Origin of the sequence: Exiguobacterium sp. SL-9 (assembly GCF_004336985.1) — a bacterium.
In the GTDB taxonomy this organism is placed as follows: domain Bacteria; phylum Bacillota; class Bacilli; order Exiguobacteriales; family Exiguobacteriaceae; genus Exiguobacterium.
On record NZ_SJUO01000005.1, the window covers coordinates 60,603 to 87,415 of the forward strand.

Annotated in this window: 28 protein-coding genes and 1 tRNA gene; 18 read left to right on the top strand and 11 right to left on the bottom strand. The window is 51.7% G+C overall.

Annotated features, from left to right (window positions below; translation table 11 throughout):
* Window positions 1-28: 28 nt before the first annotated feature.
* Window positions 29-2,071, bottom strand: coding sequence for a bifunctional diguanylate cyclase/phosphodiesterase (locus EVJ34_RS12710; RefSeq protein ID WP_131485851.1), 2,043 nt, complete (start codon window positions 2,069-2,071; stop codon window positions 29-31).
* A gap of 158 nt (window positions 2,072-2,229) precedes the next feature.
* On the opposite strand from EVJ34_RS12710, the gene EVJ34_RS12715 reads away from it, so the two are divergent.
* The 3 genes from EVJ34_RS12715 (at window position 2,230) to EVJ34_RS12725 (ending at window position 4,272) form a co-directional block, all read left to right on the top strand.
* Window positions 2,230-3,432 carry an ornithine--oxo-acid transaminase gene (locus EVJ34_RS12715; RefSeq protein ID WP_131437245.1) on the top strand — a complete coding sequence of 401 codons (1,203 nt, stop codon included), beginning with the start codon at window positions 2,230-2,232 and terminating at the stop codon, window positions 3,430-3,432.
* A gap of 91 nt (window positions 3,433-3,523) precedes the next feature.
* On the top strand, window positions 3,524-3,931 hold the full coding sequence (gene crcB, locus EVJ34_RS12720) for a fluoride efflux transporter CrcB (protein ID WP_131485852.1): 408 nt from the start codon (window positions 3,524-3,526) through the stop codon (window positions 3,929-3,931).
* Entirely contained in the window at window positions 3,928-4,272 is a 345-nt protein-coding gene (locus tag EVJ34_RS12725; protein WP_131485853.1) for a fluoride efflux transporter FluC, read from the top strand. The genes crcB and EVJ34_RS12725 overlap by 4 nt, the downstream gene beginning before the upstream one ends.
* A 34-nt stretch (window positions 4,273-4,306) precedes the next feature.
* Here EVJ34_RS12725 and yhfH read toward each other — a convergent pair whose 3' ends face one another.
* A complete protein-coding gene (gene yhfH, locus EVJ34_RS12730; protein WP_131437239.1) occupies window positions 4,307-4,465 on the bottom strand; it encodes a protein YhfH in 159 nt (52 codons plus the stop codon).
* Window positions 4,466-4,612: 147 nt separating this feature from the next.
* On the opposite strand from yhfH, the gene EVJ34_RS12735 reads away from it, so the two are divergent.
* Together EVJ34_RS12735 and EVJ34_RS12740 are read left to right on the top strand one after the other, a co-directional pair.
* Window positions 4,613-4,987 carry an ArsR/SmtB family transcription factor gene (locus EVJ34_RS12735; protein ID WP_131437237.1) on the top strand — a complete coding sequence of 125 codons (375 nt, stop codon included), beginning with the start codon at window positions 4,613-4,615 and terminating at the stop codon, window positions 4,985-4,987.
* Between the two features lie 106 nt (window positions 4,988-5,093).
* Entirely contained in the window at window positions 5,094-7,127 is a 2,034-nt protein-coding gene (locus EVJ34_RS12740) for a heavy metal translocating P-type ATPase (protein ID WP_131485854.1), read from the top strand.
* A gap of 38 nt (window positions 7,128-7,165) precedes the next feature.
* On the opposite strand, the gene EVJ34_RS12745 is transcribed toward EVJ34_RS12740, so the two are convergent.
* On the bottom strand, window positions 7,166-7,792 hold the full coding sequence (locus tag EVJ34_RS12745) for a hypothetical protein (RefSeq protein ID WP_131485855.1): 627 nt from the start codon (window positions 7,790-7,792) through the stop codon (window positions 7,166-7,168).
* A 159-nt stretch (window positions 7,793-7,951) separates the two neighbouring features.
* On the opposite strand from EVJ34_RS12745, the gene EVJ34_RS12750 reads away from it, so the two are divergent.
* Entirely contained in the window at window positions 7,952-10,021 is a 2,070-nt protein-coding gene (locus EVJ34_RS12750; protein ID WP_131485856.1) for an alpha-amylase family protein, read from the top strand.
* A gap of 40 nt (window positions 10,022-10,061) precedes the next feature.
* Here EVJ34_RS12750 and EVJ34_RS12755 read toward each other — a convergent pair whose 3' ends face one another.
* The 3 genes from EVJ34_RS12755 to EVJ34_RS12765 form a co-directional block, all read right to left on the bottom strand.
* Window positions 10,062-12,665: a putative bifunctional diguanylate cyclase/phosphodiesterase gene (locus tag EVJ34_RS12755; protein ID WP_236636710.1), complete on the bottom strand. Its 2,604-nt coding sequence runs from the start codon at window positions 12,663-12,665 to the stop codon at window positions 10,062-10,064.
* Between the two features lie 100 nt (window positions 12,666-12,765).
* Window positions 12,766-13,632, bottom strand: a complete 867-nt coding sequence (locus EVJ34_RS12760) for a YitT family protein (RefSeq protein WP_131437229.1) — start codon at window positions 13,630-13,632, stop codon at window positions 12,766-12,768.
* An 87-nt stretch (window positions 13,633-13,719) separates the two neighbouring features.
* A complete protein-coding gene (locus EVJ34_RS12765) occupies window positions 13,720-14,127 on the bottom strand; it encodes a YkvA family protein (RefSeq protein WP_131485857.1) in 408 nt (135 codons plus the stop codon).
* A gap of 113 nt (window positions 14,128-14,240) precedes the next feature.
* Here EVJ34_RS12765 and EVJ34_RS12770 point away from each other — a divergent pair, with 113 nt between their 5' ends.
* Window positions 14,241-15,479 (top strand): aminopeptidase, encoded by a 1,239-nt coding sequence (locus tag EVJ34_RS12770; protein WP_201739948.1) that lies wholly within the window; start codon window positions 14,241-14,243, stop codon window positions 15,477-15,479.
* A gap of 42 nt (window positions 15,480-15,521) precedes the next feature.
* Here EVJ34_RS12770 and EVJ34_RS12775 read toward each other — a convergent pair whose 3' ends face one another.
* Window positions 15,522-16,304: an alpha/beta hydrolase gene (locus EVJ34_RS12775; RefSeq protein WP_131485858.1), complete on the bottom strand. Its 783-nt coding sequence runs from the start codon at window positions 16,302-16,304 to the stop codon at window positions 15,522-15,524.
* Window positions 16,305-16,429: 125 nt separating this feature from the next.
* Here EVJ34_RS12775 and EVJ34_RS12780 point away from each other — a divergent pair, with 125 nt between their 5' ends.
* The 6 genes from EVJ34_RS12780 (at window position 16,430) to EVJ34_RS12805 (ending at window position 19,305) form a co-directional block, all read left to right on the top strand.
* The gene (locus EVJ34_RS12780) at window positions 16,430-17,008 is read left to right on the top strand and encodes a TetR/AcrR family transcriptional regulator (RefSeq protein WP_131485859.1); all 579 of its coding nucleotides are present in this window, start codon (window positions 16,430-16,432) and stop codon (window positions 17,006-17,008) included.
* Window positions 17,009-17,019: 11 nt separating this feature from the next.
* Complete coding sequence (locus tag EVJ34_RS12785) at window positions 17,020-17,349, top strand: DMT family transporter (RefSeq protein WP_131485934.1); 330 nt, start codon at window positions 17,020-17,022, stop codon at window positions 17,347-17,349.
* Window positions 17,346-17,660, top strand: a complete 315-nt coding sequence (locus EVJ34_RS12790; protein ID WP_021065258.1) for a DMT family transporter — start codon at window positions 17,346-17,348, stop codon at window positions 17,658-17,660. Before EVJ34_RS12785 ends, EVJ34_RS12790 begins: the two co-directional genes overlap by 4 nt.
* Window positions 17,661-17,727: 67 nt before the next feature.
* Entirely contained in the window at window positions 17,728-18,285 is a 558-nt protein-coding gene (locus EVJ34_RS12795; protein ID WP_131437219.1) for a GNAT family N-acetyltransferase, read from the top strand.
* A gap of 88 nt (window positions 18,286-18,373) precedes the next feature.
* Window positions 18,374-18,446 (top strand) — tRNA-Val (locus EVJ34_RS12800).
* Window positions 18,447-18,603: 157 nt separating this feature from the next.
* Entirely contained in the window at window positions 18,604-19,305 is a 702-nt protein-coding gene (locus tag EVJ34_RS12805) for a DUF554 domain-containing protein (protein WP_131485860.1), read from the top strand.
* 40 nt (window positions 19,306-19,345) lie between these two features.
* On the opposite strand, the gene EVJ34_RS12810 is transcribed toward EVJ34_RS12805, so the two are convergent.
* A complete protein-coding gene (locus tag EVJ34_RS12810; protein ID WP_131485861.1) occupies window positions 19,346-20,128 on the bottom strand; it encodes a pyrroline-5-carboxylate reductase family protein in 783 nt (260 codons plus the stop codon).
* A gap of 175 nt (window positions 20,129-20,303) precedes the next feature.
* On the opposite strand from EVJ34_RS12810, the gene yidD reads away from it, so the two are divergent.
* Together yidD and EVJ34_RS12820 are read left to right on the top strand one after the other, a co-directional pair.
* Entirely contained in the window at window positions 20,304-20,603 is a 300-nt protein-coding gene (gene yidD / locus EVJ34_RS12815; RefSeq protein WP_131485862.1) for a membrane protein insertion efficiency factor YidD, read from the top strand.
* A gap of 130 nt (window positions 20,604-20,733) precedes the next feature.
* Complete coding sequence (locus EVJ34_RS12820) at window positions 20,734-22,092, top strand: alanine/glycine:cation symporter family protein (RefSeq protein WP_131485863.1); 1,359 nt, start codon at window positions 20,734-20,736, stop codon at window positions 22,090-22,092.
* A gap of 18 nt (window positions 22,093-22,110) precedes the next feature.
* Here EVJ34_RS12820 and EVJ34_RS12825 read toward each other — a convergent pair whose 3' ends face one another.
* The gene (locus EVJ34_RS12825; protein WP_131437209.1) at window positions 22,111-22,470 is read right to left on the bottom strand and encodes a potassium channel family protein; all 360 of its coding nucleotides are present in this window, start codon (window positions 22,468-22,470) and stop codon (window positions 22,111-22,113) included.
* Between the two features lie 84 nt (window positions 22,471-22,554).
* Between EVJ34_RS12825 and EVJ34_RS12830 the strand changes: the two genes are divergently transcribed.
* The gene (locus tag EVJ34_RS12830) at window positions 22,555-23,796 is read left to right on the top strand and encodes a cytochrome P450 (RefSeq protein WP_131485864.1); all 1,242 of its coding nucleotides are present in this window, start codon (window positions 22,555-22,557) and stop codon (window positions 23,794-23,796) included.
* 16 nt (window positions 23,797-23,812) lie between these two features.
* Here the strand turns inward: EVJ34_RS12830 and EVJ34_RS12835 are convergent, their stop codons facing one another.
* Complete coding sequence (locus EVJ34_RS12835) at window positions 23,813-24,562, bottom strand: sugar nucleotide-binding protein (protein ID WP_131485865.1); 750 nt, start codon at window positions 24,560-24,562, stop codon at window positions 23,813-23,815.
* 100 nt (window positions 24,563-24,662) lie between these two features.
* On the opposite strand from EVJ34_RS12835, the gene EVJ34_RS12840 reads away from it, so the two are divergent.
* Both EVJ34_RS12840 and EVJ34_RS12845 read left to right on the top strand, forming a co-directional pair.
* Window positions 24,663-25,217, top strand: a complete 555-nt coding sequence (locus EVJ34_RS12840; protein WP_131485866.1) for a GNAT family N-acetyltransferase — start codon at window positions 24,663-24,665, stop codon at window positions 25,215-25,217.
* A gap of 104 nt (window positions 25,218-25,321) precedes the next feature.
* Entirely contained in the window at window positions 25,322-26,131 is an 810-nt protein-coding gene (locus EVJ34_RS12845; RefSeq protein ID WP_131437201.1) for a DUF368 domain-containing protein, read from the top strand.
* Between the two features lie 65 nt (window positions 26,132-26,196).
* Here EVJ34_RS12845 and EVJ34_RS12850 read toward each other — a convergent pair whose 3' ends face one another.
* Window positions 26,197-26,751 (bottom strand): methyltransferase family protein, encoded by a 555-nt coding sequence (locus tag EVJ34_RS12850; protein ID WP_131437200.1) that lies wholly within the window; start codon window positions 26,749-26,751, stop codon window positions 26,197-26,199.
* Between the last annotated feature and the right edge of the window lie 62 nt (window positions 26,752-26,813).

A 26,813-nucleotide genomic window follows, 5' to 3' on the forward strand; every position in this document is an offset into this window, starting at 1 on the left:
GATGTCGTGAGACATCCGATGGTTTTTGTTATGGTCGTTCGCCCGTTAACAAACGAAATACTTCGATTGGAGGCATCGGTTTGGCGTACAAGAAACCTTGGAACGAATCGCAGGCGGTTTGTCTCAAGTGATCGAGCATCTCCTGGTCTTCGACCCCTTCGGCCACGACGTGCAAGTGTAGGCTCTTCCCAAGATGGACGATGACGTCGAGCAAGTGTGACTTCGATGCTAGCCAGTCGTCTAAAAAGACTTTATCGATTTTTAGTTCGTCCACCGGGAACGACTTCAAGTATTGAAGTGAAGAGAAGCCAGTCCCGAAGTCATCAATCGATAAGCGATAGTCGAGGCGCTTGATTTGATTCATCCGCGCAATGATTTCATCCGTCTGTTGCATGACGAGACTTTCCGTGATCTCGAGAATGATATCGGACGGGTTTAAATTGAGTTGTTGTTTAATGTTTCGAAGCGTGTTGATGAAACTATCACTCCGGAATTGATTCGGTGAGATGTTGACGGCCATCGACAACGGATAATCGACGAGACGTTGCCACGCTTTCAACTGTTTGGCTGCCTCCAGGATGACCCAGTTGTTAATTGGGACAATGAGCGCCATTTCCTCGGCGAGCGGAATGAACTCCGATGGCGGGATTTGACCGAGTTCATCGTGATGCCAACGAAGAAGCGCTTCGAACCCGATGAGCGTATCGGTCTTCAACTCGAACTTTGGTTGATACTCCAAATAAAAATGTTTTTCCTCGAGCGCTTGATAGAGCGCCTTTTCGATATGGATTTGCCTAGAGAATGCATCGTCCATGTCTTTCGTGACGAACTGAATCGTCCCGACGCCAATCCGTTTTCCTTTGAACAAAGCGCTCTCGGCTCGCGTATATAGTTCTTCTAATGAAGACGTAGCCGATGGATAGAAGACGCAACCGATTGAAATCGACACCATGATCGAATGATGATAAATCCGGAACGGGCGTTGCAGTTCATGTTGTAGTTGACGCAACAACTGGAACACTTCTTCTTTCGACTCTTCAAAGAACAGCAGTCCGAACAAACCACCCGATGGATGGAACATGACGCTCGTCTCCGGTATGAACTGAGTGGCCCGTTCCTTGATTTGGATGAGCAGTTCGTTGCCGACGCGAGAGCCGAACGATTCGTTGATGATTTTGAAACGATCAATGTCGAACAAAGCGACATGAATCAAGCCGTCCCCTTGATCGATATCCTGCAGGATATGGGCATATTGACGAAGCCATCCCTTTTTATTCAATAGACCGGTCAAATCGTTATGATAGGCGAGGTACTTGACATCTTGCTCGAGTCGCTTTTTATCTGAGACGTCAAACCCGAAGGCGGTATATTGCAAGACGTCGCCATCTTCGTTCAAAATCGGAATGATCGTCAAATTGAGCCAGCACGTGTTCGTCACATGTCGCTCGGAACGGATTGGCATCTCGCCGTTCCAAATGCGATTGGTCGTAAGCGCTTGAAGCACGTCCTCGCAAATCGGGTCGTTCTCGAATGAGGGATGGATGAGCTCGAACCAATTACGACCGATAAATTGATGATCAGTTGCTCCGATGAATCCACATAACAACGGGTTGATCTCGGTGATTTCCCCGTGTGCGTTCGTAGCCAAATAATAAGTCGACTGCTCAATCATCGCTTGAAAGTGATGGAGCAAGTTGAACTGTTCCGTGCTTAGGAGGGGACTAAACCCTTTCGGTAAAAAGGCTAGAAAATAGCCGGTGAAGTCATTGATGGAGAAGGTTTGTAAATAGGCGGTCGCATAGACGATCGATCCGTCCTTATGTTTGAACGGCGTCATTGCCGTCGTCGAGAACGGATATTGAAGGAGCAGTGGAGACCACGTCTCGAGCGTATATTCTAAGTGCTCGACGACCGGGAGCGGGCGGTGAAGGACATCGCCGCGTCTCCATCCGAAGAGCGATTCAGCATGTTCGTTCCAAAGAAGGACGTTGCCATCGAGATTGATATAACAGCATGGGACAGATAAAGCATCGATGAACTCGTCAATCGGCAAATCACGCAATGAAGCCACAACCTTTCCCCCAATCTACGTCAAATGAGTCATACTCTACGTTTAGTGTACCTTATTTTCCCAACTCGAGGAATGGGCAAGTTGGTCGTTGTCAAAAGAAAGACGGTCATCATATACTGAAGGAGTAAGATAGTTTTTTTTGATAAGGGGGAAATCAAATGTCAAAGACACAAGAAGTGATTGAATTAACAGAGAAGTTCGGGGCGCACAACTATCATCCACTTCCGATCGTCATCTCGGAAGCGAAGGGGATCTGGGTGACGGACCCGGAGGGGAACCGCTACATGGATATGTTGAGCGCATATTCAGCTGTCAACCAAGGGCACTGCCATCCGAAAATCATTCAAGCATTAAAAGATCAGGCAGATAAAATCACGTTGACGTCACGTGCATTTTATAACGATCAGCTCGGTCGCTTCTATAAAAAAGTGGCAGCGCTTACAAACAAAGAGATGGTACTACCGATGAACACGGGCGCGGAAGCGGTGGAAACGGCGGTCAAAGCATCACGTCGTTGGGCGTATGAAGTGAAACAAATCCCGGGACAAGCAGAAATCATCGTCTGTTCGGGCAACTTCCACGGTCGGACGATGGCGGCGGTATCGATGTCGACTGAAGCGGAATATCAACGTGGATTCGGGCCGTTATTGCCAGGCTTCAAAGTCGTCCCGTACGGTGATATCGATGCCTTCGAAGCGGCGATCACGGAAAATACGGCAGCGTTCATCGTTGAGCCGATTCAAGGCGAAGCAGGCATCATCATCCCACCGGCTGGTTATTTGAAACGCGCCAGTGAACTGTGTCAGCAGCATAACGTCTTGTTCGTGGCCGACGAGATTCAATCAGGGCTCGGACGCTCAGGCAAATGGTTCGCCATCGAATGGGAAGAAGTGGAGCCGGATATGTATATTCTCGGAAAAGCGCTCGGGGGGGGCGTTTTCCCGGTATCATGTGTCGCGGCCAATGAGAACGTATTAAGTGTGTTCAATCCAGGGTCACACGGATCGACGTTCGGTGGGAACCCGCTCGCGGCAGCCGTCTCAATCGCGTCGCTCGAAGTGCTTGAAGAAGAACAATTACCAGAGCGTTCACTTGAGCTCGGGACGTACTTCATGGATCGGTTGAAATCAATCGACAATCCACTCATCCACGATGTCCGTGGGCGTGGCTTGTTCATCGGGATCGAATTGACGGAAGCGGCGCGTCCTTACTGTGAGGCGCTCAAAGAACGCGGTCTGCTCTGTAAAGAGACGCACGAGACAGTGATTCGTTTGGCGCCACCGCTCGTCATCACGAAAGAAGAGCTCGACGAGGCGTTCGAGGCGATTTCGGCCGTGTTCGCACCAGCAGCTATTTCGTGATCGCGCATCGCTTGGTATAATGAATGCAGAATTAAAACACCTGTCTTGCGATCTGTTCGCGACAGGTGTTTTTTTGAAGGGAGGCGAGGCCATGCTCTATGTATACGTCGGGTTGGCCGGTGCTCTCGGTGCCCTCACGCGTTACGGGCTCGGGATGGCGATTGGGTCGTATTGGATCGGGGTGTTTCCGCTCGGGACCCTCGTCATCAACGTGATAGGCAGTTTTATTCTCGGATGGCTGACGCATTTCTTATTCCGATCCGGAAGATTGTCACCGACGGCCGTCACCGCACTCGGGACCGGGTTCATCGGTTCATTCACGACGTTTTCAACGTTCAGTGTGGAGACGATTCAACTGCTAGAGGCCGGTGCGCTCGGCTCAGCCCTGCTTTATGTGACGCTCAGTCTCGGCCTCGGGCTGTTCAGTTCATGGCTCGGATTTCGGCTTGGTCGGCGACGGTTCAATCGATTTTTGGCGCGAGAGGAGGGAACACGATGACGCTTCTCGTCATCATGATTGGCGCTTTCTTCGGCGCGATGGCGCGATTTGGGATCGGTCAGTTCGTCAAAACAAGGACGACATCGGCGTTTCCTTGGGCGACGCTCATCGTCAATGTGACCGGTTCGTTCGGCCTTGGGTATTTATATGGAGTGAGTGTTCACCCGACGCTCATGCTCGGTCTCGGTGTCGGTTTTCTCGGGTCGTTCACGACGTTCTCGACGTTCAAGCTCGAAGTGATGCGGTTCGTCGCCAAAGATTGGGTTCGTTTCGGCACCTATCTGCTCGCAACGTATATCCTCGGGCTGATCGCGGCCTATCTCGGTTATCATCTGCCATGACAAATCCCTCGGAACACGTTTCCGAGGGATTGTTTTATTCGCTAAGTTGCAGTTTTTCAGCACAAGATGCGCATGTGCTCTCATATGACTCGCACTGCTCATCCATATGTTTTCCGCATTCTTGACACGTCTTGTCCGGTAACTTCCGATAAAATTCGACCGAAGACTCAAGTCGGCTCGCCCACTCATTCATAAAAACTGCCTCCTTTATTTAAGTAACGTGACTGTTAAGGTTGTTTTAATTGTATTATAACAGTGGTTTATAAGTCAATGATAATATATAACAGATTTATCGGGATGAATTTGTTAAAATGAGAGTACAGAAAATGAGGTGAGATGAATGAAAGCACCCCAGTGTGAAACGATTGCCATTCAGAACGAGGATGTGACGGTATTACAACAAGCGTTGACCGATCTTGATGCGACGCGGGTCAGTCGCTTATTCAAGGCGTTCGCCGATCCGACCCGGCTCAAAGTATTGTACGTCCTGACGCTAGAACAGGAACTATGTGTCTGCGATGTGGCCGCCGTGATTGGACATTCAAACGCTACAGCGTCGCATCATTTACGGACGTTGCTCGAGCAAGGGCTTGTCAAATATCGAAAAGATGGCAAAGTCGTCTACTATTCACTCGATGATGACCATGTCCGGCTACTCGTCGAAATTGCGATGGCTCACAGTGCCGAACAACTTGATGTGCAGCCCGATGCGTGACGAGAGCCAGCTGGAATTCCAGTCGGCTCTTTTTTTGGTTGTAATTGTTCGCTTACAGCGTTACGATATATTCAAATGAACGTTTGAATGTAAAGGGGCGAAGGATATGAAACGGGATGTATTGCCTGTCGAAGGAATCACGTGTACGAACTGTGCCGCCAAAATCGAGAAAAGCGTGACGGGAGTAGACAGTGTCGCCGCTTGTCAGATTGATTTTGCGACAAGTCGAATGATCATCGAATGGAATGATTCGAAGGATCACACGGAGACGCTTCGTGCCATCGAAGCAACGATGGGTCGAATTGAACCGGGTGCGCATTTTGTTAAAGATGAGGCGGAAGTACCGATGTCGAGTCGCTTATTATGGCGGTTTGGAGTCGCGTTCGTCCTCCTACTCGCCGGTCTGTACACCGATTCGATTGTCGTGTACGGAATCGCCTACGTGGTCGCGGGCTATGACGTCGTCTATGCGGCAATTCGTAATGTATGGCATCGGGAATGGTTTGACGAAAAATTTTTAATGACAATCGCGACCATTGGTGCGATTGCGATTGCGGAGTATCCGGAAGCGGTCGCCGTCATGCTGTTCTACCAGCTTGGTGAATACTTCCAGGCACGGGCCGTCCACGCATCGCGACGGTCGATTCAATCGCTGTTGAACATGAAACCGACGATTGCGCGCGTGTTCGAAGATGAACGGGAAATAGAAAGACGTCCTGAAGAGGTCGCGGTCGGTAGCATCATCATCGTTCGAGCAGGCGAACAGATTCCGATGGACGGTCGTGTACTGCGAGGCTCGAGCTCATTGGATACGGCTTCGCTGACAGGAGAGTCGTTACCACGCCCCATCGGTCCCGAGGAAGACGTCCTTGCGGGAATGGTCAACCTTGACGGGCGGCTCGAAGTACGAGTCGAACGCCCGGCGACTGAATCGAGCCTGCAAAAAATGATTGCTCTCGTTGAACAAGCGAGCATGAATAAGGCGAAAACGGAACAGATGATCACGCGATTGGCAAAAGTATACACGCCGATCGTCGTCGTGCTCGCAGCGGTCGTCGCTTTTGTTCCGCCGCTGTTTGTTGGAAATCTCGAGGAGTGGGTATACCGGGCCTTGATTTTCCTCGTGATCAGTTGTCCATGCGCCTTAGTGATCTCGATTCCACTCGGTTATTTCGGTGGGATCGGAGCAGGTTCACGGCGTGGCATCCTGGTGAAAGGCGGCGAATATTTAGATGTGCTCGCCGAAGTCGATACGGTCGTATTCGATAAGACCGGTACGCTCACGACGGGCCGCTTTGAAGTGACGGACGTCGCGACGAACGGGGAACTGACGCCGGATGAATTGCTCCGGCTGGCCGCTCGTGTGGAGATGGCCTCGACACATCCGCTCGCGAAAGCGATTGTCGAACATACGGATCCGGTCTCACCGTTCTCGATGATTAAAGAAGAACCGGGATACGGGTTGATGGCGACAGATGGTGAAGATCGCATTTACGTCGGCAGCGCCCGCTACGTCCAAAAACTGGGCTACCCGATTCCGGAGGAGACATCGGGGACAATCGTCCATATCGTTAAAAATGACCGATGGCTCGGACGTGTCGAGTTGAGCGACCAAGTAAAGCCGGATGCGCAAGAAACGATTCAAGCTTTGAAGCGCTATGGTTGTCAGACGGTCATGTTGACCGGGGACCGGCAAGAAGTCGCGGTGGCCGTCGGTTCAGCGATTGGGATTGATGCAGTGAAGAGTGAATTACTTCCGCATCAAAAAGTCGCAGAAGTCGAAAGATTGGCCGCAACAGGCAAGGTCGCCTTTGTCGGGGACGGGCTGAACGATGCGGCAGCGCTCGCACGGGCCGATGTCGGACTCGTGATGGGTGGTGTCGGGAGTGATGCCGCCGTCACGGCAGCCGATCTCGTGCTGATGAACGACGCTCCGCGAGACGTCGTGGCAGCGATTGAACTAAGTAAGCGCACGCGACGGATCGTTTGGCAAAACATCACGTTCGCGTTCGGGATGAAGGCACTCTTCCTCTTGCTCGGTCTCTTCGGATTCGCTTCGATGTGGGAAGCCGTGTTTGCAGACGTCGGGGTTGCATTGCTGGCGATTGGGAACGCCGCACGCCTCATTCATTCCAAATAAAACGACCTCACCTTGAATGGTGAGGTCGAAGGACCGTCTCATTGGGGACGGTCTTTTTTTCGTGTTTTAAAGATGAGGAACGCTAAAACGAAAAGTATGGCAATAAACAACACGGCAATCGAAGTAAGAACTTGAATCAACACATCAATTTGATTCTCGGTCGCAACGAGCTGTTTACGGATATCTTCATATTGCATTTTTTTTAAGGCACGCAAATCCTCAAGGATGGTTTGACGTTGATCAGTCAATGTTTCTGCGAGCTCGGTTGCGCCTTTGACATCCCCTTGTTCATAAAGAAAAAGTACTTGGGTGGCTCCTTTTTCCCAAATTCCGTCACGATGAAGCAGGTCGATTAACGAGCTCGGTGTGCGCGGGTCGTTCGCAATCGATGTCTTCAACTCTTCTGCCTGCTGGGACATACTATAATACGACTCTAAAAAGCGGCGGTCTTCATAGGCGAGAAGTCCACGGATGGCGTTTGCCCGTTCGATATTAAAGTACATAATATCTTCGATTGCATCATGGGAATCAAGACGTTGGCTATGGATGGATTCGATTTGATTCATTGTGTCTCGAAGTTGAAATGTGAAGCTTGTGAGGACCAGAATACATAAAACGGATAACGAGACGAGTAAGGTTAACCATTTTTGTTGAGACACAGTCATCCCTCCTTCTATACAATCCTACAATATTTACCGATTTCGTCGCAAAATATTTTTTTGGAAAAGGAAAATATCGGGTAAAGGTATAAATATATAGTAATGCGTTTCTTGTTATCGTTTACAATGAAACGAGGAACGATTTTATTCATAAGGAGAATACACATGCCAGAGAACTCATCGTTACACAAGCTGCACCAGGTCTTGAAAGAGAAACGAGCGAACATGCAATACGAAATCCCGACCTTATGGAACCGCCTGCAATTCCCTTCAGAGCCTGTCCGAGATGGTGTCGAACGGGTCAATCCTTACGATTTTTTAATCGAGACGATTGAAAAAGCGATTCTTCCGCATGCGGTCGATGGACGGGAATATCATCAATCGGTCGCCCAAGCGGACGGATACCTTCAAACCGGAGGCGATTGGATCAAGCGTGCCTCGGTATATTCGATGCAAGTCCGGACTTCGACGTCATGGGATCATGACGGTTCAGGTTATGTCGAGATGGAAAACTCGATTGGGATGAAGGATACGGGCACGTTCGTCAAAACGCTCGCGTTGATTCCGCACCTGTTGTACATGGGAATCGATACATTGTTCTTATTGCCAATCTCCCAACATAGTCATAAAAATAAAAAAGGTGAATTCGGTTCTCCTTATGCCGTACAAGATTTCTTTGGAATTGATGAAGAATTGAAAGAGACGTTGACCGGAGACGGGTTAACGGTCGAGGAAGAATTCGCCGCGTTCGTTGAGGCGTGTCATATGGTCGGGATTCGCGTCGTCATCGATGTCATCCCGCGCACGTGCGCGCGTGATAACCGGCTCATTTTAGAAAATCCCGAATGGTTTTATTGGATTCCGGTGACGGAACTTGACTACTACCATCCACCGCACGTGCCAGGCATCGGTGAAAACGTAAAGCCAGAGCACGCCTTTTTGCCGATGATTTATGGGTCGGAGGACGTGTGGGCGCATTTACGTCGCTTCTCGATGGCGCCGAACCTCGTTGATGCGGACAAGTGGGAGACGGTGAAAACATACTTACTCGAACACCCAGAAGAGAACTTACTCGCCGTCATCGAGCGTGAGTTCGGCTTGACGACCGCTCCAGCGTTTTCCGATTGTATCAATGATCCGCAACCGCCATGGTCGGACGTCACATATTTCCGTCTGTTCCTCGATCACCCGACAGTGGCTGCACCTTACGTCAGCGAGGCAAACTTGGCGCCATACATCCTGTTCGATTCAATCAAGTCGAATCAATTCCGTGGCGATCAAATCAATGAACCGTTATGGGCGATGCTTGCCGATATCATTCCGCACTATCAGCGTGAATATGGGATTGATGGGGCCCGCATCGACATGGGACACGCCTTGCCGGTCGATTTGGCGCAACGGATCCTTCAACAGCCACGCGCACTCGACGCCAACTTCAGCTTCATCGCTGAAGAGTTGATTGAAATCGGAGCATGGGCAGCGAAAGAAGCAGGGTACAACATGATAATCGGCTACGGGTTTTATAAAGAACCTCGTTTTGATACGCATGAGACACACCAGTTCATTTATGATTCACGCTTCTTGCCATTGCCGGTATTCGCCGCCGGAGAGACGGCCGACACCCGCCGCGTGGCGACACGTGACGGTGGACGCCGAGCGAGTCGCTTGCTCACCGTGTTGAACGGGTTCGTGCCGAACGGTGTACCGATGACGAACTCCGGGCTCGAACTGTATGAGACACAACCGATGAACACAGGGCTCGACTGCCGACCGGAAGAGGCGTATCAACTGTTCCCGACCGACCCTTATTTTGGGAAACTCGCTTTCTTCGACGCGTACCAGTTCCACTGGGATCATCCGGAACGGAACGAGATGATTGAACTCATGCATCAAGTGGCCGAAGTGCGCCGTCGTTGGTTGGATGTGCTCGTCAATCCGAGTCATTTCGAACCACTGGCGATGCAACAGATGGATGCGCCGTTCATCGGGCTGGCCTGGTTGCGTCCGGACACGAACGAGACGCTCCTTGTCGTCGCCAACACGAACATGCATCATGCTTTGCAGGGCAAAGTCCCGCTCGATGGGGTGCGCCGCCGTAACTGGAACGCGAGTCGTTTCGCTGAAATGGTCTATTCGCCAACTTCGTGGCCGTATGCCGAGCATTCGTTCGATGAGAATTGGGACCTGTGGGTCGATTTAAAACCAGGTGAAGTCAAAATTTATGAAATGAAATGACAAAATACCTCGAACCGGGTCCCGGTTCGAGGTATTTTCGTTACATCGACTGTTTCATGTAATAGATGACAAACTCATCGAGCGGCATCGGTTTCGCATAGCGATACCCTTGCATCGAGTCACAGCCGATTTTCCGCAAAAAGTTCTCTTGGTACTCTGTCTCGACGCCTTCGGCGACAAGCGCCATCCCGAGTTGACGGGCCATTGCGACGATGGTCGCGGTGACAGTCTGATATTCTCGGTTCTCTTCGAGTTGCATCGTGAACTCGCGTGGGATTTTCAACTCATCAATCGGATAACGGACGAGATAGGCGAGTGAGCTGTAGCCGGTCCCGAAGTCATCAATCGACAGTTTGATGCCGAGCGCCTTGAGTTCGAGAATCCGTGTCAACACCCGGTCGGAATGGTGGGCGGCGACGGTCTCGGTCAACTCGAAGTTGAGTCGGCTCGGCTCGATTGGGAAGCGTTCAAACAAGGTCGTCAAATACTCGATTAAATGTTCATCGAACAATTGACGGACGGATAGGTTGACCGACAATTTTGGTAAATGGATGTCTCCTTGTTCGAAGGCGTACATCAATTGGAACGTCTCATGGATCATCCAGCGACCCAGGTCGTGGATGTGCCCCGTCTCCTCGGCGACTGGGATGAATTGACTCGGCGGGATGAAATCTCCGTCGCGTTGCCAGCGCATCAATGCCTCGGCACCGATGATGGCTTTTGTCGAAGCGTCGACTTGAGGTTGGAGATAGAGTGAAATCTCACCTTTTTCAAGGGCGGTATCGAGACCTTCCATCAACAGCTTGCGCTCTTCTTTATCCGCACGTAGCTCAGGTGCGAACAGAACGGTCTCGTTCCGTCCTTTGTCCTTCGCCTTATACATCGCAAGGTCTGCGTTTGAGAGCAGGTGTTTGAGCGTCGACCCGTGATCAGGATAGCGGACAATCCCGATCGACGCATGGATTTCAACGAGTGTCCCGCCCATAAAGTAAGGCGGACGATAGACGAAGCGTCGCAACCGTTCGACGAGCATCTCGTCATCCTCATGTTCAGCGACGACGATAAACTCGTCACCGCCGAGACGTCCCGCGTACTCGTTCGGCAATAAGGCACCTCGTAGTCGTTTGCCGATGTGTTGTAGCAATTCGTCTCCCATATGATGGCCGAACTGGTCATTGATTTCCTTGAATCCGTCGAGGTCGGAGAACATGAGCGAGAACGGTCGGCCCTCTGCGATGAGCCGTTCGATTTGTTCTTGCAGCGCATAGCGGTTGTGTAGTCCTGTCAGACTGTCGTGGTTCGCCTGATAGTAAATTTGATCTTGTTGGACAATCATTTGAGTGATGTCTTTGACGATCGCATAAATGCCTTCGACCTCCCCGTCGATGATCATCGGGATGTTCATCAACTGCCATACCCGTTTCGACCCGTCCTCGGTGACGACATCGACGTCGAGCGTGCGCGGACGTCCGTTCTGCAACTCATGCAACACGGTCGCGTAAGCGGACCGGTCTTTTTGTTCGATGATATCTAATACATTGGAACCGATCAATGTCTCTGTGTCGTGGCCGAGTACCGAGCTCCCAGCCTCGTTCACGGACAATACTTCACCGTGAAGGTCGAACAAGAAAATCGGTTCGGCATGATAAGCGAACAATGATCGATATTGCTGCTCCCGAATTTCAAGTTCATGTGCTTTTGTCGTCACGGCAACCTCAAGGTCGGTATTGACAGTATGTAAGCGGTGGCTGATCAAGGCGTTTTGCTTGGCGACGACGAACTGACGAATGAGCAGCAACAAGACGGCGTTCGCCGTCATCGAATCGAGCAAGGATGTACCGAGCAATCGGTCGGAGGCGAGCATGAACAACATGACGATTGTGCTATAGACGACGTAATCGAACACAGAGTCATGGACGAGGGCGTCCTCGGTCGATTCGTCAAACATGTAACTGATTGAAATGATGAAAATGCTGCTCACTTGAACCAAGTGCACCAACTCATGGCCGATGCCATTGAAAATCAGCAATTGATTTACGATCGAAGCGGTCGTAAAGCCGAGAACGCCAATCAATAAGAGCACGCGGAAGCTCTGACCGGCCGAAGTGATTCGATTCAAATAGAGAAAACCGAGCATCATGTACAGGCTGATCAACACCATCTGTTCTTCAAACCCATTCAAGTTAGCCGCATAGCTTCCGTCCTGGTTCGAATAAATGAACAGATGCAACGCACCGATCAACAGAAAACTGAGCAAAGCGAAAATATCAAACGTTCGTAGTTTCAATGTCCGAATTTCAATTGACTGGGTGATGACAATCAATGACATGATCAAATAAAAGAAGTTTTGAATAAACGGCATAAGCTCGATTCCGGTCGACACGGCAAAGTGATGTCCGACCAAATAGGCGATGAAACAAATGTTGCCGGCGCTGATCAACAAATGGATGTAGCGGCGCATTCCGCGATTTTGAAAGACGGCGGTGATGCTGAAGGCAGACGCAATGAGCGTGACCACCGTAAAATAGACGAATAGACTCGTCTCCCTCAAGTCATAAGGGGTGAACAGGATCAATAAAAGGCCGAGAAAAAAGGTCCCGACGAGCAAAGCGGGGACTGTTTGGCGCAACGAGTGATTAGACAACTCATGCACCTCCTTCTGTATATGTCTAAGAGGCTCATCAGTATTATCGGATTGTTTCTGGATTTGTTACACAAAAAAATCGACAGCAAGTTGCTGTCGATTAAAGCGTATACGAATGTTCTTTAAAGTTACCGACGACCGAATCGATTTCCGAGACCGTGATGAACGCTTCCGAATCGATGTCGGAGACGATTTGACGCAGTTTCGGAATCTCATTGTTCTGCACGACGACGTACAACATCTTCTTCGAGTCGTTCGAATAACCGCCGATCGCGTCCATGATCGTGACACCGCGTTTCAAGTTTTGTTTGATGACAAGGTTGATCTCATCGGATTTTTTACAGATGATGAAGCACTGCTTTTGTGCCGAGAAGAACCGGTGAATCGTCAACAGCGTCCGCGACCGGACGAAACTGAGCACGAGCGCGTACATGACCGCTTTAATGTCGAACGTGATGAACACGAGGACATAGACGATGATGTCTTGCGTCAAAAAGATTTTAGGGAGCGATAAATTCCGATTGTTCGTGTAAATCACTTTTCCGAGAATATCAAGGCCGCCGGTCGAGGCACCCGCGAACAACAGCAAGGCGAGCCCGAGCCCGGAGACGATTCCGCTGAACACCGAGGCGACGAGTGGATCGTCGAGCGGGGTCGGTGGGATCAGGACCGGCAACGTATCGATCAAGATGGACGACAAGACGACGACGAGGCCGGTCATCAGGATGAACCGTTTCCCAAGGTATTTGATTCCGACGATAAAGAGCGGGATATTCAACACGAGTTGAGTGAATCCGATCGGTGTGCCAAACAGCTCGTTGATGATCAAGGTGATCCCGACGATGCCCCCAGACCCAATCTCGTTTGGTTTGAGCAATAAGCCTACAAAGATTGATTGTAGAATCGTCCCGGCGATGATGAACAAAGTCGTCTCGACGGCGATCCGTTTTCTTGATTTTGCGTACATAGATGATGGCTAGGCGCCATACGCCCCCTTTAAAATAAGCTCATTCAAGCGTACTCCGACGATGGCGGAATTTCAAGCGCTGAACGATTACAATTCGTTGTGGAAGCGGTCGATATCACTTGCGAGCTGCTCGTGTACGTAATCAATGACTTGAGCATCGTCGAACAAGCCGAGCGGTGCGTCGTCTGGAATCGCATCGAACGGGGATACAAAGTATAAGACAGCCGCCACGAGAGCGTCTTGTTTATTCGGTTGCATTTCAAACTGGTTGTTATAGATGGCCCGCAAGATGTTAAGCAATTGTTTCATTTGAAAATAAAGCGTGAGTTCTTCTTCGCGTTCGATATTGCTAATCTCGTTTGACGCGACGTCGACCGTCACTTTAGCTAAAGCGAGTTCGCCTTGGACCAACAGATCACCCAATTTTTCATTGTCGGTATACTCCTCGGTCGCGCTCGTTAAAAAGTGTGTGTACGTTGTTTTCCAATCTGACATGTATATTCCTCCTTCTGTCTTCCTCTACTAATATGCCCGTTTTTGCGATTTGGTTGCAACTTTTCCGAAAATTTAAGAAAATAGAAATAAGTGAAAAAGGAGGAACTGTACATATGTCTACCGTAACCATGCCGACTGAGGCAGAATTTGCCCGCTATGCTGAACTGGCCGTCAAAAAAGGCGTCAACATTCAGCCGGGCCAACAGCTCGAAGTTCGAGCTGATATTAGCCAAGCACCGCTCGTCCGTCAAATCGTGAAAGCAGCTTACACGGCTGGCGCGAAACAAGTGTATGTCAACTGGAGTGACGAAGAGACGACGAAAGTCCGTTACTTCAACGCTCCGGCGGATGCCTTCAAAGAATACCCGGAATGGCTCAAGGCTCGCTTTGAGCAACTGGCTGAAGAGAAGACGGCGTTCCTATCGATCGTCAGCGACGACCCGGACGCTTTGAACGGCGTCGAGTCGTCACGCATCGCGGACTCGAACCGTGCTGCCGGCGTGGCGCTCGCGAAATGGCGTAAATATGTCATGAGCGATAACGTCAGCTGGTCAATCGTCGCCGGTGCGTCCGAGGCGTGGGCGAAGAAAGTCTTCCCAGACCGTGAAGACGCAGTGCCTGCCCTGTGGAAAGCGATTTTCGAAGCAACACGCATGGACCAATCGGATGTCGTCGCCGCATGGGACGAGCATGACGCATCGCTCCGTGAGCGGGCGACGTTACTCACGAACAAGAAATATGCGAAGCTCCATTACAAGGCACCGGGCACGGAGTTGACAATTGGCTTGCCGAAGAAACACGTCTTCCTCGGCGGCGGTGGTCCGAACATCGACGGTGTCGACTTTATCGCCAACATGCCGACCGAAGAAGTGTTCACGCTCGCCGATAAAGATTCGGTCGAAGGACACGTGTCGAGCACGAAACCGCTCAGCTATAGCGGCAACTTGATCGATGAGTTCACGCTTTGGTTCGAAGGTGGGAGAGTCGTGAAGGCGGAAGCGAAGCAAGGGCAAGCCGCGCTCGATGAATTGTTGAACCTCGACGAAGGCGCGCGCCGCATCGGGGAAGTCGCCCTCGTGCCGGACGATTCGCCAATCTCGAACTCGGGCCTTCTTTTCTATAACACGTTGTTCGACGAGAACGCATCGTGCCACTTGGCGCTCGGACGCGCCTACTCGACATGTCTCGAAGGTGGACCGCAAATGTCGGCCGAAGAACTCGCTGAGAACGGCGCGAACGACTCGATGACACACGTTGACTTCATGATCGGTTCGGCCGAGATGAACATCGACGGGGAACTTGAAGACGGTTCACGCGAAGCCATCATGCGTGACGGGAACTGGGTCATCTAAACAAGCAAGAGACGAATTCCTTCGCGGAGTTCGTCTCTTTTTTTACGTTAATTCATAGAGGAAAGCGAGGGCGTTCGGTAGCCGTCGCCGCCACGCGACTTCATTATGGACGGCGCCGGGCTCGACCTCGTACCGAAAGGTGATCCCTTTGCGTGCGATCGTCTCGACAAGTTTCGCATTCGTATATAAGTAATCTTCGGGCGTGATCGGTCCGCTCGTCTCGTTCGTCCCGATGTCCATATAGAGGCGCGCTGTCACATCAGCCTGCTTCACTTCCTGAATGAGCGAGTCGAGATTGGCCCACACGGCCGTCGAGAGCGAGCCGACGCGCCGGATGGACGGATAGGTGGTCATCATATAGAGCGAGATGACCCCACCCATCGAGCTACCCATCACGCCGACGTCTTCCGGGTCGGTCGCATAGCGCTCGTCAATCCACGGCTTCAATTCCTGCATGATCCAGTCGGCGTAAGCTCGACCTTTTCCCCCGAGGGTGGGCCGGGTCTTGGCGAGTTCAGGCCCGATTCGTCGATACAGCATCTCATCCTCATAAAACGAGTATTCGTCGTATCGGTCGAGCCAGTCCGGTGCGCTCGAGATGGCGACGACCATAAGCGGCAGTTGCAGATCCTCGATCTGGCGGTCAATCGACCAACCTTCCCCAATCGTGGCGGTCTTGCCGTCGAACACGTTTTGACCGTCGTGCATATAGAGGACCGGGATCCGCTCGTCAGCCGACACAAAGTCGGGACGATAGACGCGCACGATCCGTTTCCGTCCGCGTGTCGTCTCGGTCGGTAACGTAAAGCTGAATTGCTCAAGCATATAAAGCGCTCCTTTCCCATTAGCTGTCTCCATTTTGCCGGGTGGAACTAGACAATGCAATCCTCATACTTGACTACCTACCGTTCGTTAGGTAAGGTGATGGGAGAGAAAGGGGACGATCATGGATGAACACGAAACAGCGAATCGAACTGGCGGCGCGGCGCCGGTTTGCGCTTGAAGGATATGAAGGCTTGTCGCTCGCCTCGCTTGCTGAGGATGTCGGCATCAAAAAGGCGTCGCTATACGCCCACATTGAAGGGAAAGAACAACTGTTCAAACAAGTCGTCGAAGACATGGCGAAGCGTTATGAACACGTCTGGCAGGAGGCTCGGGACGCGACCACAGACGCGACACCGCTCGAGCAGATCGAGGCGATCATTGAGGCGCTGATTCGCTTCTTTGAAGAAGAAGAGACGTGGATGCTGACGAAACGGATGTTGCTCGTTCCGCCACCGGAACTGCGTTCGTTCATCGAGACGACGCTCGGTTCGGTCGAAACAGATCTGCAAGCGTTCGAGAAAGAACAGTTTCGCTTGGCAATGGAGCAGGGAGCCTTACCGGAACAATCGCTGGAGGATGTGTATGACGCGTATTATTGTTTTTTAGACGGGGCGCTCCTTTCGCTCTTCACACTTGAGACGAATCGCGTCAAACGGCAACAGGCCGCCTTCAAGATTTTCAAGAAAGGAGTCGGTTGGATATGAAACGAGAGCAAATGGCTTGGATTTGGCTCGTGCTCGCCGGTCTGCTCGAAATCGTTTGGGCGACGACGATGAAATTGTCGAACGGATTCACAGTGCTCGGACCGACCGTGATTACCATTGTGTTGTTGATTGTGAGCTTTGGACTGCTGGCGCTGGCGTTTCGTGTCTTGCCGGCAGGGACCGGCTATGCGGTATTCACCGGAATCGGGGCCGTCGGAACGGTCATCGTCGGTGCAGTCTTGTTCGATGAGGCACTGACCGGGATGAAGCTCGTCTTTATTGTGACGCTCCTCATCGGTGTGATTGGATTGAAACAAGTGACGGGAGGAGAGTCGGCATGAGTTGGGTATTTTTGATTGGTGCGGGTCTTGCCGAGATGATGGCCGTCTTTTGGATGGGGAAATCGAAAGGCTATCAGATTGTTAAATGGTCGATCTTGTCGGTCGGAACGTTTGCCTTAAGCTTTTATTTATTATCGCGTTCGCTCGAGACGCTCCCACTCGGATTGGCTTATTCGATTTGGGTCGGGATTGGAGCGGCCGGTGGCGTTGTGCTCGGTATGCTGTATTTGAACGAATCGCGTGACCGTTGGCGTATTTTCTTCCTATTGCTTATTATCGGCAGCGTCATCGGGTTGAAAGTTGTCGCGTGATCAGGATTAGCTTCGAATAAAAACGGGAATTGAATAATTCAGACTGTGAATGAAAGGGGCGGGGACGATGAGTCAGATCAAGCTGCAATCCGAGCGTCTACGACTCGAACCTTACACGATTGCTGATTTTTATTTCGTGAAATCGCTACTCCAAGATCCGCGCGTGATGCGTTTCATTAGCCCGGACGGAAAGCCATATACGGATGAACAGACGATCGAATGGTTCGAGCGCCAGTTGGCCCGCTATCAGACGGGTCGTCAAACCGGATTGCTCAAATTGATGTCGCATGAAAATGACGAACCGATTGGCCATGCCGGCACGTTGCTCCATGAACTCGACGGCACGATTGAACTTGAAGTCGGATATTGGTTGGCGCCGAAGCATTGGCATATGGGCTACGGACGCGAGGCGGCGGCACGTCTCATGCGTTACGCGTTCGAAGAAGGGGAGAAGGAGATTATCTCCTTGATCCATCCGGATAACGTCCCATCACAGCGGGTCGCGAAAGCGAACGGACTGCATTGGGACCGCGACACCGAGTACCAAGGCATGCTCGTCTCCGTCTATGCCGGGGATTTAGAGCGGTTGTGCCGCCATATGAAACGGGAAGAAATGACGCGTTGAAAAAAAGTAAAAAAAAGTTTTAAAAAACAGTTGCCAAGGCATTAGTTTCTTGATATATTAATAGTGTCCTTAAGAGAGGACACGACCTGATTCTGTAGCTCAGCTGGGAGAGCGCTACCTTGACAGGGTAGAGGTCGCTGGTTCGAGCCCAGTCAGAATCACTTGGGTGCCAAACCCGATGCGAAACCCATAGGAACGTGGGTTTCCGCGACGCCACTTCTTGCGAGAAGTGGCTTTTTTTGTTTTTCTTTCAATTGACAGCTCATATAAACAGTTGGTATATTCCTCTCAATACATACAGAAACGGGGAATCATCGAATGGTCTTAACCGGAACCATCGTCAATGCGGCGTTAATCGTGATTGGCACATTACTTGGACTCTTGTTTCACCGCATCCCCGAACGAATGAAAGAGACGGTCACTGCAGCCATCGGTCTCGCGGTCGTCTTGCTTGGGATTCAAATGGGGATGAAGAGTGAGAACTTTTTAATCGTGATCGGCAGTCTCGTCATCGGGGCGGCGCTCGGTGAATGGTGGAAACTTGATGAGAAGTTGAACGAGGTCGGCTATCAATTGGAACGCCGGCTCGGGGGCAAGAGTAAGTCGAGTATCGCCGAAGGGTTCATCACGGCGACGCTCATCTTCGTCATCGGGGCGATGGCCGTCATCGGCGCGCTCGACAGCGGATTGCGCGGGGACCATGACGTGCTGTACACGAAAGGATTGATTGATGGCTTCACGGCACTCGTGCTCAGCTCGACGCTCGGCATCGGGGTCATGTTCTCGGCCGTCCCGGTGCTCTTGTATCAAGGGGCAATCGCTTTGCTCGCCATCCAAATTATGAAGTTCATCCCCGAGTCGCTCATGGATGATTTCATTTTGGAGATGACAGCGACTGGTGGTGTCATGATTGTCGCGATCGGGTTGAACTTGGTCGGCATCACGCGGATTCGCGTCGCGAACTTATTGCCGGGCATCTTGATGGTCGCGGTCATCGTCTCCATCTTACATATCGTCTAATCAAAAAATCCGAGACACGCGATGCATGTCTCGGATTTTTTTAGTTCTTCGGTTGTTCGACTTCCTCTTTCGCACTTTCGCGAAGCGCTGAAGCCATGACGTCCGCTAAATCGCGCGAGCGGAGAACGCCGACACCACGATCAGTCGGACCGTCCGGCGCGGCCACGTCTGCGATCAAGTCGTTCGTCGGGCGTGTCTCGTGAAGGAGCAGCTCGGCCGACCCTTTCATCGCTTGGGCGACGATTTGGCGAGCCGTCGTTTCGTCAAAGCCAGCTTCTGTCAAGACGGGCGTCATCGACCCGACGATCTCATAAAAGAACGCAGGACTGCATCCAGCGGCAGCCATGAACGCCGACATCGTCTTCGCATCTGTCACGGCCGTCCGACCGACACGTTCAAACAGCGCGGTCACGGTCTCACGGACCGCATCATCCGTTTCGGGACCAAACCAGAGCCCAGTCATCCCGCTTTGATAAGCGACCGGTGTGTTCGGCATCGCGCAGACGGCAGGGAGTCCTGACATCTCTTCAATCTCGCTCGGTTCGATATGAGCTGCGACTGATACGAGAAGCGGTGTGTTCCACGTTTTAGATTGCACGTAAGGAAGGACGCCGTCCGGTTGCATCGCGAGGACGACGATGTCATACGCGTTGACATCCTCTTCGTCGACGATTTGCACACCGAGCTCGGCCTGGAGCTCTGTCAAACGGGTCCGGTCACTTCGGTTCGTCATCGTGATTTGTTCAGGTGACAGGCCTGAGGCAAGCCATCCGCGTACGAGTGACTCACTCATCGATCCTGCACCCACCATTAAAATATTCATTCTCGTCACCTCTTCATGATAGATTCGGTCATGTATATGTTGCTTATCATAACAAATGAGACGTCAAATAGCGCCTCTTGTGCTCAAATTGTAAAACAAAGGAAAAACGTGACCCCAGTTTGTCACTGGATTGTCGCAACCGTCACGGATGACAAGTCGAACCGGTCGAGCTATCATGACAGTAATCAATCAGGAGGCGATAAAAGTGAAACGAGTGCTAGTCCGGGGGATTCAAGGGTATCAACGCTTCATTTCTCCGTTGAAACCACCGACTTGTCGGTTTTATCCGAGTTGTTCACATTATGGGATTGAAGCGATCGAGAAACACGGTGCTGTCAAAGGTGGGTATTTGACGACACGTCGGCTCATGCGGTGTCAACCGTTCCATTCAGGTGGACTTGACTACGTGCCGGACGAGTTCGATTGGAAAGCACCATTACAACGTGAAAAACCCCCATCTCAGCGAGACGTCTAATCGGCGGCTCGCTGTTTTAGATACAGCTACCATTTCTCCGTCTTGTTTTATTACAATACTTTTGACAATCTTCTAAGTATTCTGAAAAAATAGAGATGCACGATTACATAAGGGGAAAGGGGAATACAACATGGGTCAATCGTTCAGTGAACTGATTGGTACGATTTCAAACTTTGTGTGGGGACCACCGTTATTGATTTTGCTTGTGGGGACAGGCATTTACTTGACGGTACGTCTCGGGGGGATTCAAATCACTAAGTTGCCTTATGCATTGAAACTCGCATTCTCTAAAAATCAAGACAAGTCATCGGAAGGGGATATCAGTCACTTCCAAGCGCTCATGACGGCGCTTGCGGCCACGGTCGGTACGGGGAATATCGTCGGGGTCGCGACGGCCGTCGTACTCGGTGGTCCAGGCGCGATCGTCTGGATGTGGGTGTCCGGATTCTTTGGGATGGCGACGAAGTACGCGGAAGCCGTGCTCGCGGTCAAATATCGAGTCACCGATGAACGGGGGCAGATGGCCGGGGGGCCGATGTATTACTTGGAGCGTGGCCTGAAACAACGGTGGCTCGCCGTCGCCTTCGCCGGGTTCGCTTCACTCGCGGCGTTCGGGATCGGGAATGGGGTTCAGACGAATTCAGTGGCGATGGCACTCCAAACGACGTTTGATGTGCCACTTTACGTATCCGGCATCTTGATCATGATCTTCACAGGGGCCGTCATCTTAGGCGGGGTCAAATCGATTGGACGCGTCGTCAGTTATTTCGTACCGGTGATGATCGTCTTTTATCTCGGTAGCGGGCTGTTGATTATGATCATGAACTATACACTTATTCCAGATGCGGTCGCACTCATCTTCAGTAGCACGTTAAGTCCTGAGGCGATTGGAGGAGGAGCTATCGGGGCCGCCATTCGTTACGGGGTCGCACGTGGCGTCTTCTCGAACGAGGCAGGTCTCGGATCGGCACCGATCGCGGCTGCGGCCGCTAAGACGGATATGCCGGGACGTCAGGCGCTCGTCTCGATGACGCAAGTGTTCCTCGATACGCTCATCGTCTGTTCGGTCACAGGGATCACGCTCGTCATGGGGGGACAAATCGGATCCGGGCTTGAAGGGGTCGCGTTGACGACGGCGACGTTCGAGCAGTTCTTAGGACCGGCCGGCGGTTATATCGTGACGATCGGACTTGTGATGTTTGCCTATTCGACGGTGCTCGGATGGTCATATTATGGCGAACGTTCGATTCACTACTTATTCGGTCAGAAATCGATTCTTCCGTATCGGATCGCCTTCGTCCTAGTCGCCGGTCTTGGCGCGATGACGACGAATTTGAACTTGGTCTGGGCGCTCTCAGATGTGTTCAACGGCTTGATGGCGATCCCGAACTTGATTGGGCTATTGTTCTTGTCGGGTGTCGTCATTGCGGAGACGAAACGATTCAATCAGCAGCTCGAGCTCGAGAATCGAAACAGAAAAGCATCTTAACAGCAGACGCCACCATCCTCAAGGGGACGGTGGCGTCTTTCGCTTGCGGATTTCTTCAAGTCGTGCTTGCTGAAGATGATCAAACACTTTCGTGATGAAGCCGACCATGATGCCGACACCGGTAATGACGTAACCAATCGTGAACACTTTTCCTAAGTCAGTCGTCGGAACGAAATCTCCATAGCCGATTGTCGTGAGCGTGACGACGCTGAAATATAAGGCGTCGAGCCAACGCATATCCTCGAACCGCGAATAAAATAGCGTCCCCGAGACGATGGTCAGGAGGGCGAGGCTAAACAACACTTGAAACTCAGCGTCCTTCAAACCGCGCCAAATCCCGCGAAACATGCGCCGAAACGTCAAAATGAATGAGAGCATTCGTCCGCCTCCTTTCTATAATAGGTTTGTTCGCGATGAACAGGGGAACATCCTCTATAGAAAAGTTGGAAAGGATGATCCATGATGACGCGACCAATCCCGAAAGAAGAGGGTCTAGACCATAGTCTGGCGTTCCTGCGGGAGGGCTATTTGTACGTCCCGAACCGTAGGAGGAGCTTTCAGTCGAACGTATTCGAAACCCGCTTGCTCGGTGAGCGAGTCCTCTGTCTCGGTGGTGCCGAGGCGGCAGCCTTATTTTATGACGCCGATAAATTCGTTCGACAAGATGCGGCACCGAAGCGGTTGCTGAAGACATTGTTCGGAGAAGATGGCGTGCAGACGTTGGACGGTGCGGCGCATACGCATCGAAAAAAGATGTTCATGTCGCTCATGTTCCCTGGAAATATCGAGCGGCTGACGAAACTCGTCAGCCGTGAATGGGAACGGTCGCTCGATGCGGCCGAAGGCGAGACGGTGCTCTACGATACGGCGCAAGAAGTTCTTATGCGGGCCGTCTGTGAATGGGCCGGGGTCCCACTCGGTGAGCATGAAGTGACACGACGGACGGACGAGCTGCGGTTGCTGTTCGAATCGGGGACCGCCCTCGGACCGAAGCATATCCGGGGACGAGCGGCCCGGTCATCGGCCGAGTCATGGGTCCGAGAGATGGTCGAGGACGTACGGACGAACCGGTTGCTACCGAACGAACAGACGGCCTTGTACGAATTTTCATGGCATCGGGATGAGGCGGGTGACCTACTTCCGGCCGATGTCGTGGCCGTCGAGGTGCTCAATATATTACGACCGACCGTGGCCGTGTCGATTTACGTCTTGTTCACCGTACTGGCCCTGCATCAGTTTCCGGAGGCTCGTGCCCGGTTAGCCTATGGCGAGACGGATTCGACATGGTTCGTCCAAGAAGTTCGACGCTTCTATCCGTTCTTCCCGGTGACGGCTGCGCGCGTCAAGCAGGACTTCGAATGGGATGGTTTTGAGTTCGAACAAGGGACGCTCGTCTTGCTCGACTTGTATGGAACGAATCACGACCTCTCACTGTGGACGGAACCCGAACAGTTCAATCCGGACCGATTTAAAGATTGGACCGAGAGTCCGTTCACGTTCATCCCGCAAGGTGGCGGGGATGTGGATTTTGGTCATCGTTGCGCCGGGGAGCATGTGACCATCGCCATCATGCGTGAAACAATTGACGTGTTCCTGAAACGTTACGACTATCAAGTGCCACCTCAAGATCTCAGCTACAGTTTTGTGGACTTACCGAGTTTGCCGAAAAGTAGGCTCGTCTTAAAACAAATTGAGCGCAAATGAGTCGCCGAGAGGCGACTCATTTTGTGTGTAATGCTAACCGTTTCGTGATCGGTTGAATCGTGATGTTCGTATCGACCATGCGATTGTCCCGCTTCGGTCCGTCCGCTCGTTCGATTTGCCATGACGTGTCGTGTAACTCTTTCAAACCGAATGCGATGTCATAGAAAGAATGACTCGGATTGCCGTTCAATTGATACAGTCCCGGTCCTCGTTTCGTCAAAATCTCGAACAACGCGTCTGCTGTGTCTTGTAAAAACGAGCAGGACGGATACCAGTGCGCGCTAGCGACGATTACACCTTTTTGTTTCATCTCGCTCTCGAAATAATCCATCATATTGTTCGAACCCGCTCCGTCTCCGATTTGCCAACCGAGACGGACGATTTGGGCACCTGGGTTGGTCCGGGCAATCGTTTCTTCACACGCCCGTTTATAGGCGCCATATTCATCCGTTGCATCGGGCGGTGTGTCCGGAGTAATTGGTCCGGTCACGTTGTCGGAGAAAACGGAGACGGTACTCGTGAAGAGGAACGGGATGTTGTACTCCCCGCACAGACGTGCGAGTGTATCGGCCCATTCGACGGCGCCCATGCCGATGTGAAGAAAATAAGTTGGTTGGACCGATTCGATAAAGACCCGCATTTCTGCCTCGTCTGAGGTGGACACTTTCGTTCGATCCCAGGCGACCGGCTCGATGCCGTGTTGTTGGAGTGTCTCGGCGACGACAGGAGCGACCGTCCCGTTCATGCCTGTCAAAATTGCTTTCATTATTCATTCCTCCCTTCTGTTTGTATCATCCCACACTTTCTGGTCACACAAACCCCTTGAATGGCACTTTATGCTAGACTGTTGGATGGAGGCGATCAAGATGAATATTCGAAAAGCGACACCGGATGACAGTACACAAATCGCGCCGCTCGTTTACGCGGCGATTCACGAAATTGCGTACTCGTTGACCGGTACGTCAAATCAACAACAAGTGCTCGAGCGACTCTCGATGTGGGTTGGTCAACCGGGAAACCGCTTGAGTTACGAAAACGTTTGGGTGGCAGAGACCGAGGCGACGGTGGCGGGGATTTTGATTGCGTATCACGGCGAACGGGCCGCGCAGTTGGATGAACCGATTAAAACGTGGCTCAACGCACAAGGGCAGCCGGACGACCTTGATGTCGAAACGTCAGGCGATGTGCTCTACATCGATTCGGTCGCCGTCGACGCGTCGTTCGGTGGACGTGGGATTGGAACGAAACTGATTCAACAAGCAATCCATCACGCGCGTGAGACAGGTATCCCGCAAGTTACGCTCAACGTCGACCAGACGAACCCGGCAGCCGGGCGGCTATATGAGCGTCTCGGCTTCAAGAAAGAGAAAGAGATTGACATCTCCGGGGGGCGGTTCGATTATATGGTGCTCACGCTTTGACTGAACGATCAATCCCTTCTCAGTCTTAAAACCGATGCAAAATGATTGTGACTCGGCTATACTAAATGCTTGAAATGAATCAGTAGCGAAAAAGGAGATCATGTATGGAATGGAAAAATATCCTGCGCGGCATCGCGATGGGGACGAGTGACTTGATTCCTGGCGTCAGCGGCGGGACGATTGCAGTTATTTTAGGGATTTATGACCGGTTGATTGAAGCAATCAGCGGGATTTTCAGTCGACATTGGAAACAGCACATCTTGTTTTTGATTCCGCTCGGGATCGGGATGGCGGGTGCGATTTTAGGTCTCAGCCGCGTCATTGAGTTTTTGCTGCTTGAATATTATGAGCCGACCCAGTTCTTTTTCATCGGGTTGATTCTCGGGATTATCCCGTTGCTCTTGTTTGAATTTCGATCGCGTGCGGTCATGCGTCCGGTACATATCGTCGCCATGGTGATCGGAGCGATTCTTGTGGCGAGCATGGCCATCATCAAACCGGCGGATACGGCGATCATTACGGAACTTTCGACGGGGACGGCGATTCTGTTGTTCTTCTCGGGATGGCTCGGTAGTATGGCTATGTTGTTGCCAGGGATTAGTGGTTCGTTCGTCTTGCTCCTGATCGGTGTCTATCCGACCGTTATCAGTGCGTTATCGAACTTGAATATCCTCATTATCGGCATCGTCGGTCTTGGGGTGGCGGTCGGGTTCATCGTCAGCAGTAAAGTGATTCGCTATTTGCTCGGTCATTTTCCAGGCATGACGTTTTCTGTCATTTTAGGCCTCGTCATCGGTTCGCTCGCGGTCGTCTTCCCGGGTCTCCCGGACACGACGGTCATGTGGGTGCTCAGTATTCTCTCATTCGTGGCGGGTTTTATGATTGTCCGTCTGCTCGGACGTTTCTCTGTATAAAAAACATGCACGACCGTCATCGATTGACGGCGTGCATGTTTTTTTCGTTCGTTCCGGAGCGGTAATCAATAGATGAATGGGATCAATCGTTTGCGCGATTTGGCCCATGTTCGATACGCGCTCCCAAAATGAGAGGTCAGCATCTTCTCTTCAATGTGAATTCGCCATAACAGCGCTAAACCGATTGAACATGTGCCGAACAAGGCGATGCCCCAATGTGTGAAGTAAAGCGAGAACCCAAGCGTGATAAACAAAAGGCCTGTGTAGAGCGGGTGCCGTAAATAACGATACGGACCCGAACTGACGATTTCATCGGCGGGTCGGACGACGACGTGGCGGGTGAATTGATGGCGCAACTGCCCGATGCCCCAATAGCGAAGTGACACTCCGGCTGCGAAGCAACCGAGTCCGAGCAGACGCTGTGGAAGCGTTTGACGTACATCCGTCCAGACGGATAATCCGATGGAAACGGCGAACACGGTGACCATGATGAACGAAACAATGTAAAAACTAGCGTGCTCGCTGGCACCGTCGGTCGGCTCGGACCGATTTCGGTAACGCCATATTTCATAAATCCATGCGACCGAGATGAGAATGAATAACCCGTCTAACCAATCCATAACGTGCCCCCTTTCCCATATCTTCCACTCAATACCCGTGTCTTCCTCCCTGAAAACGCGCA

Coding starts and splice junctions, on each gene's coding strand:
- EVJ34_RS12810 (WP_131485861.1), bottom strand. CDS start 20,128: ATGAATATTTTAATGGTGGGTGCAGGATCGATGAGTGAGTCACTCGTA.
- EVJ34_RS12820 (WP_131485863.1), top strand. CDS start 20,734: ATGGGTCAATCGTTCAGTGAACTGATTGGTACGATTTCAAACTTTGTG.
- yhfH (WP_131437239.1), bottom strand. CDS start 4,465: ATGAATGAGTGGGCGAGCCGACTTGAGTCTTCGGTCGAATTTTATCGG.
- EVJ34_RS12840 (WP_131485866.1), top strand. CDS start 24,663: ATGAATATTCGAAAAGCGACACCGGATGACAGTACACAAATCGCGCCG.
- EVJ34_RS12785 (WP_131485934.1), top strand. CDS start 17,020: ATGGCTTGGATTTGGCTCGTGCTCGCCGGTCTGCTCGAAATCGTTTGG.
- EVJ34_RS12745 (WP_131485855.1), bottom strand. CDS start 7,792: ATGACTGTGTCTCAACAAAAATGGTTAACCTTACTCGTCTCGTTATCC.
- EVJ34_RS12825 (WP_131437209.1), bottom strand. CDS start 22,470: ATGCTCTCATTCATTTTGACGTTTCGGCGCATGTTTCGCGGGATTTGG.
- EVJ34_RS12795 (WP_131437219.1), top strand. CDS start 17,728: ATGAGTCAGATCAAGCTGCAATCCGAGCGTCTACGACTCGAACCTTAC.
- EVJ34_RS12750 (WP_131485856.1), top strand. CDS start 7,952: ATGCCAGAGAACTCATCGTTACACAAGCTGCACCAGGTCTTGAAAGAG.
- EVJ34_RS12715 (WP_131437245.1), top strand. CDS start 2,230: ATGTCAAAGACACAAGAAGTGATTGAATTAACAGAGAAGTTCGGGGCG.
- EVJ34_RS12805 (WP_131485860.1), top strand. CDS start 18,604: ATGGTCTTAACCGGAACCATCGTCAATGCGGCGTTAATCGTGATTGGC.
- crcB (WP_131485852.1), top strand. CDS start 3,524: ATGCTCTATGTATACGTCGGGTTGGCCGGTGCTCTCGGTGCCCTCACG.
- EVJ34_RS12835 (WP_131485865.1), bottom strand. CDS start 24,562: ATGAAAGCAATTTTGACAGGCATGAACGGGACGGTCGCTCCTGTCGTC.
- yidD (WP_131485862.1), top strand. CDS start 20,304: ATGACAGTAATCAATCAGGAGGCGATAAAAGTGAAACGAGTGCTAGTC.
- EVJ34_RS12760 (WP_131437229.1), bottom strand. CDS start 13,632: ATGTACGCAAAATCAAGAAAACGGATCGCCGTCGAGACGACTTTGTTC.
- EVJ34_RS12740 (WP_131485854.1), top strand. CDS start 5,094: ATGAAACGGGATGTATTGCCTGTCGAAGGAATCACGTGTACGAACTGT.
- EVJ34_RS12790 (WP_021065258.1), top strand. CDS start 17,346: ATGAGTTGGGTATTTTTGATTGGTGCGGGTCTTGCCGAGATGATGGCC.
- EVJ34_RS12735 (WP_131437237.1), top strand. CDS start 4,613: ATGAAAGCACCCCAGTGTGAAACGATTGCCATTCAGAACGAGGATGTG.
- EVJ34_RS12830 (WP_131485864.1), top strand. CDS start 22,555: ATGACGCGACCAATCCCGAAAGAAGAGGGTCTAGACCATAGTCTGGCG.
- EVJ34_RS12850 (WP_131437200.1), bottom strand. CDS start 26,751: ATGGATTGGTTAGACGGGTTATTCATTCTCATCTCGGTCGCATGGATT.
- EVJ34_RS12780 (WP_131485859.1), top strand. CDS start 16,430: ATGAACACGAAACAGCGAATCGAACTGGCGGCGCGGCGCCGGTTTGCG.
- EVJ34_RS12845 (WP_131437201.1), top strand. CDS start 25,322: ATGGAATGGAAAAATATCCTGCGCGGCATCGCGATGGGGACGAGTGAC.
- EVJ34_RS12770 (WP_201739948.1), top strand. CDS start 14,241: ATGTCTACCGTAACCATGCCGACTGAGGCAGAATTTGCCCGCTATGCT.
- EVJ34_RS12775 (WP_131485858.1), bottom strand. CDS start 16,304: ATGCTTGAGCAATTCAGCTTTACGTTACCGACCGAGACGACACGCGGA.
- EVJ34_RS12765 (WP_131485857.1), bottom strand. CDS start 14,127: ATGTCAGATTGGAAAACAACGTACACACACTTTTTAACGAGCGCGACC.
- EVJ34_RS12725 (WP_131485853.1), top strand. CDS start 3,928: ATGACGCTTCTCGTCATCATGATTGGCGCTTTCTTCGGCGCGATGGCG.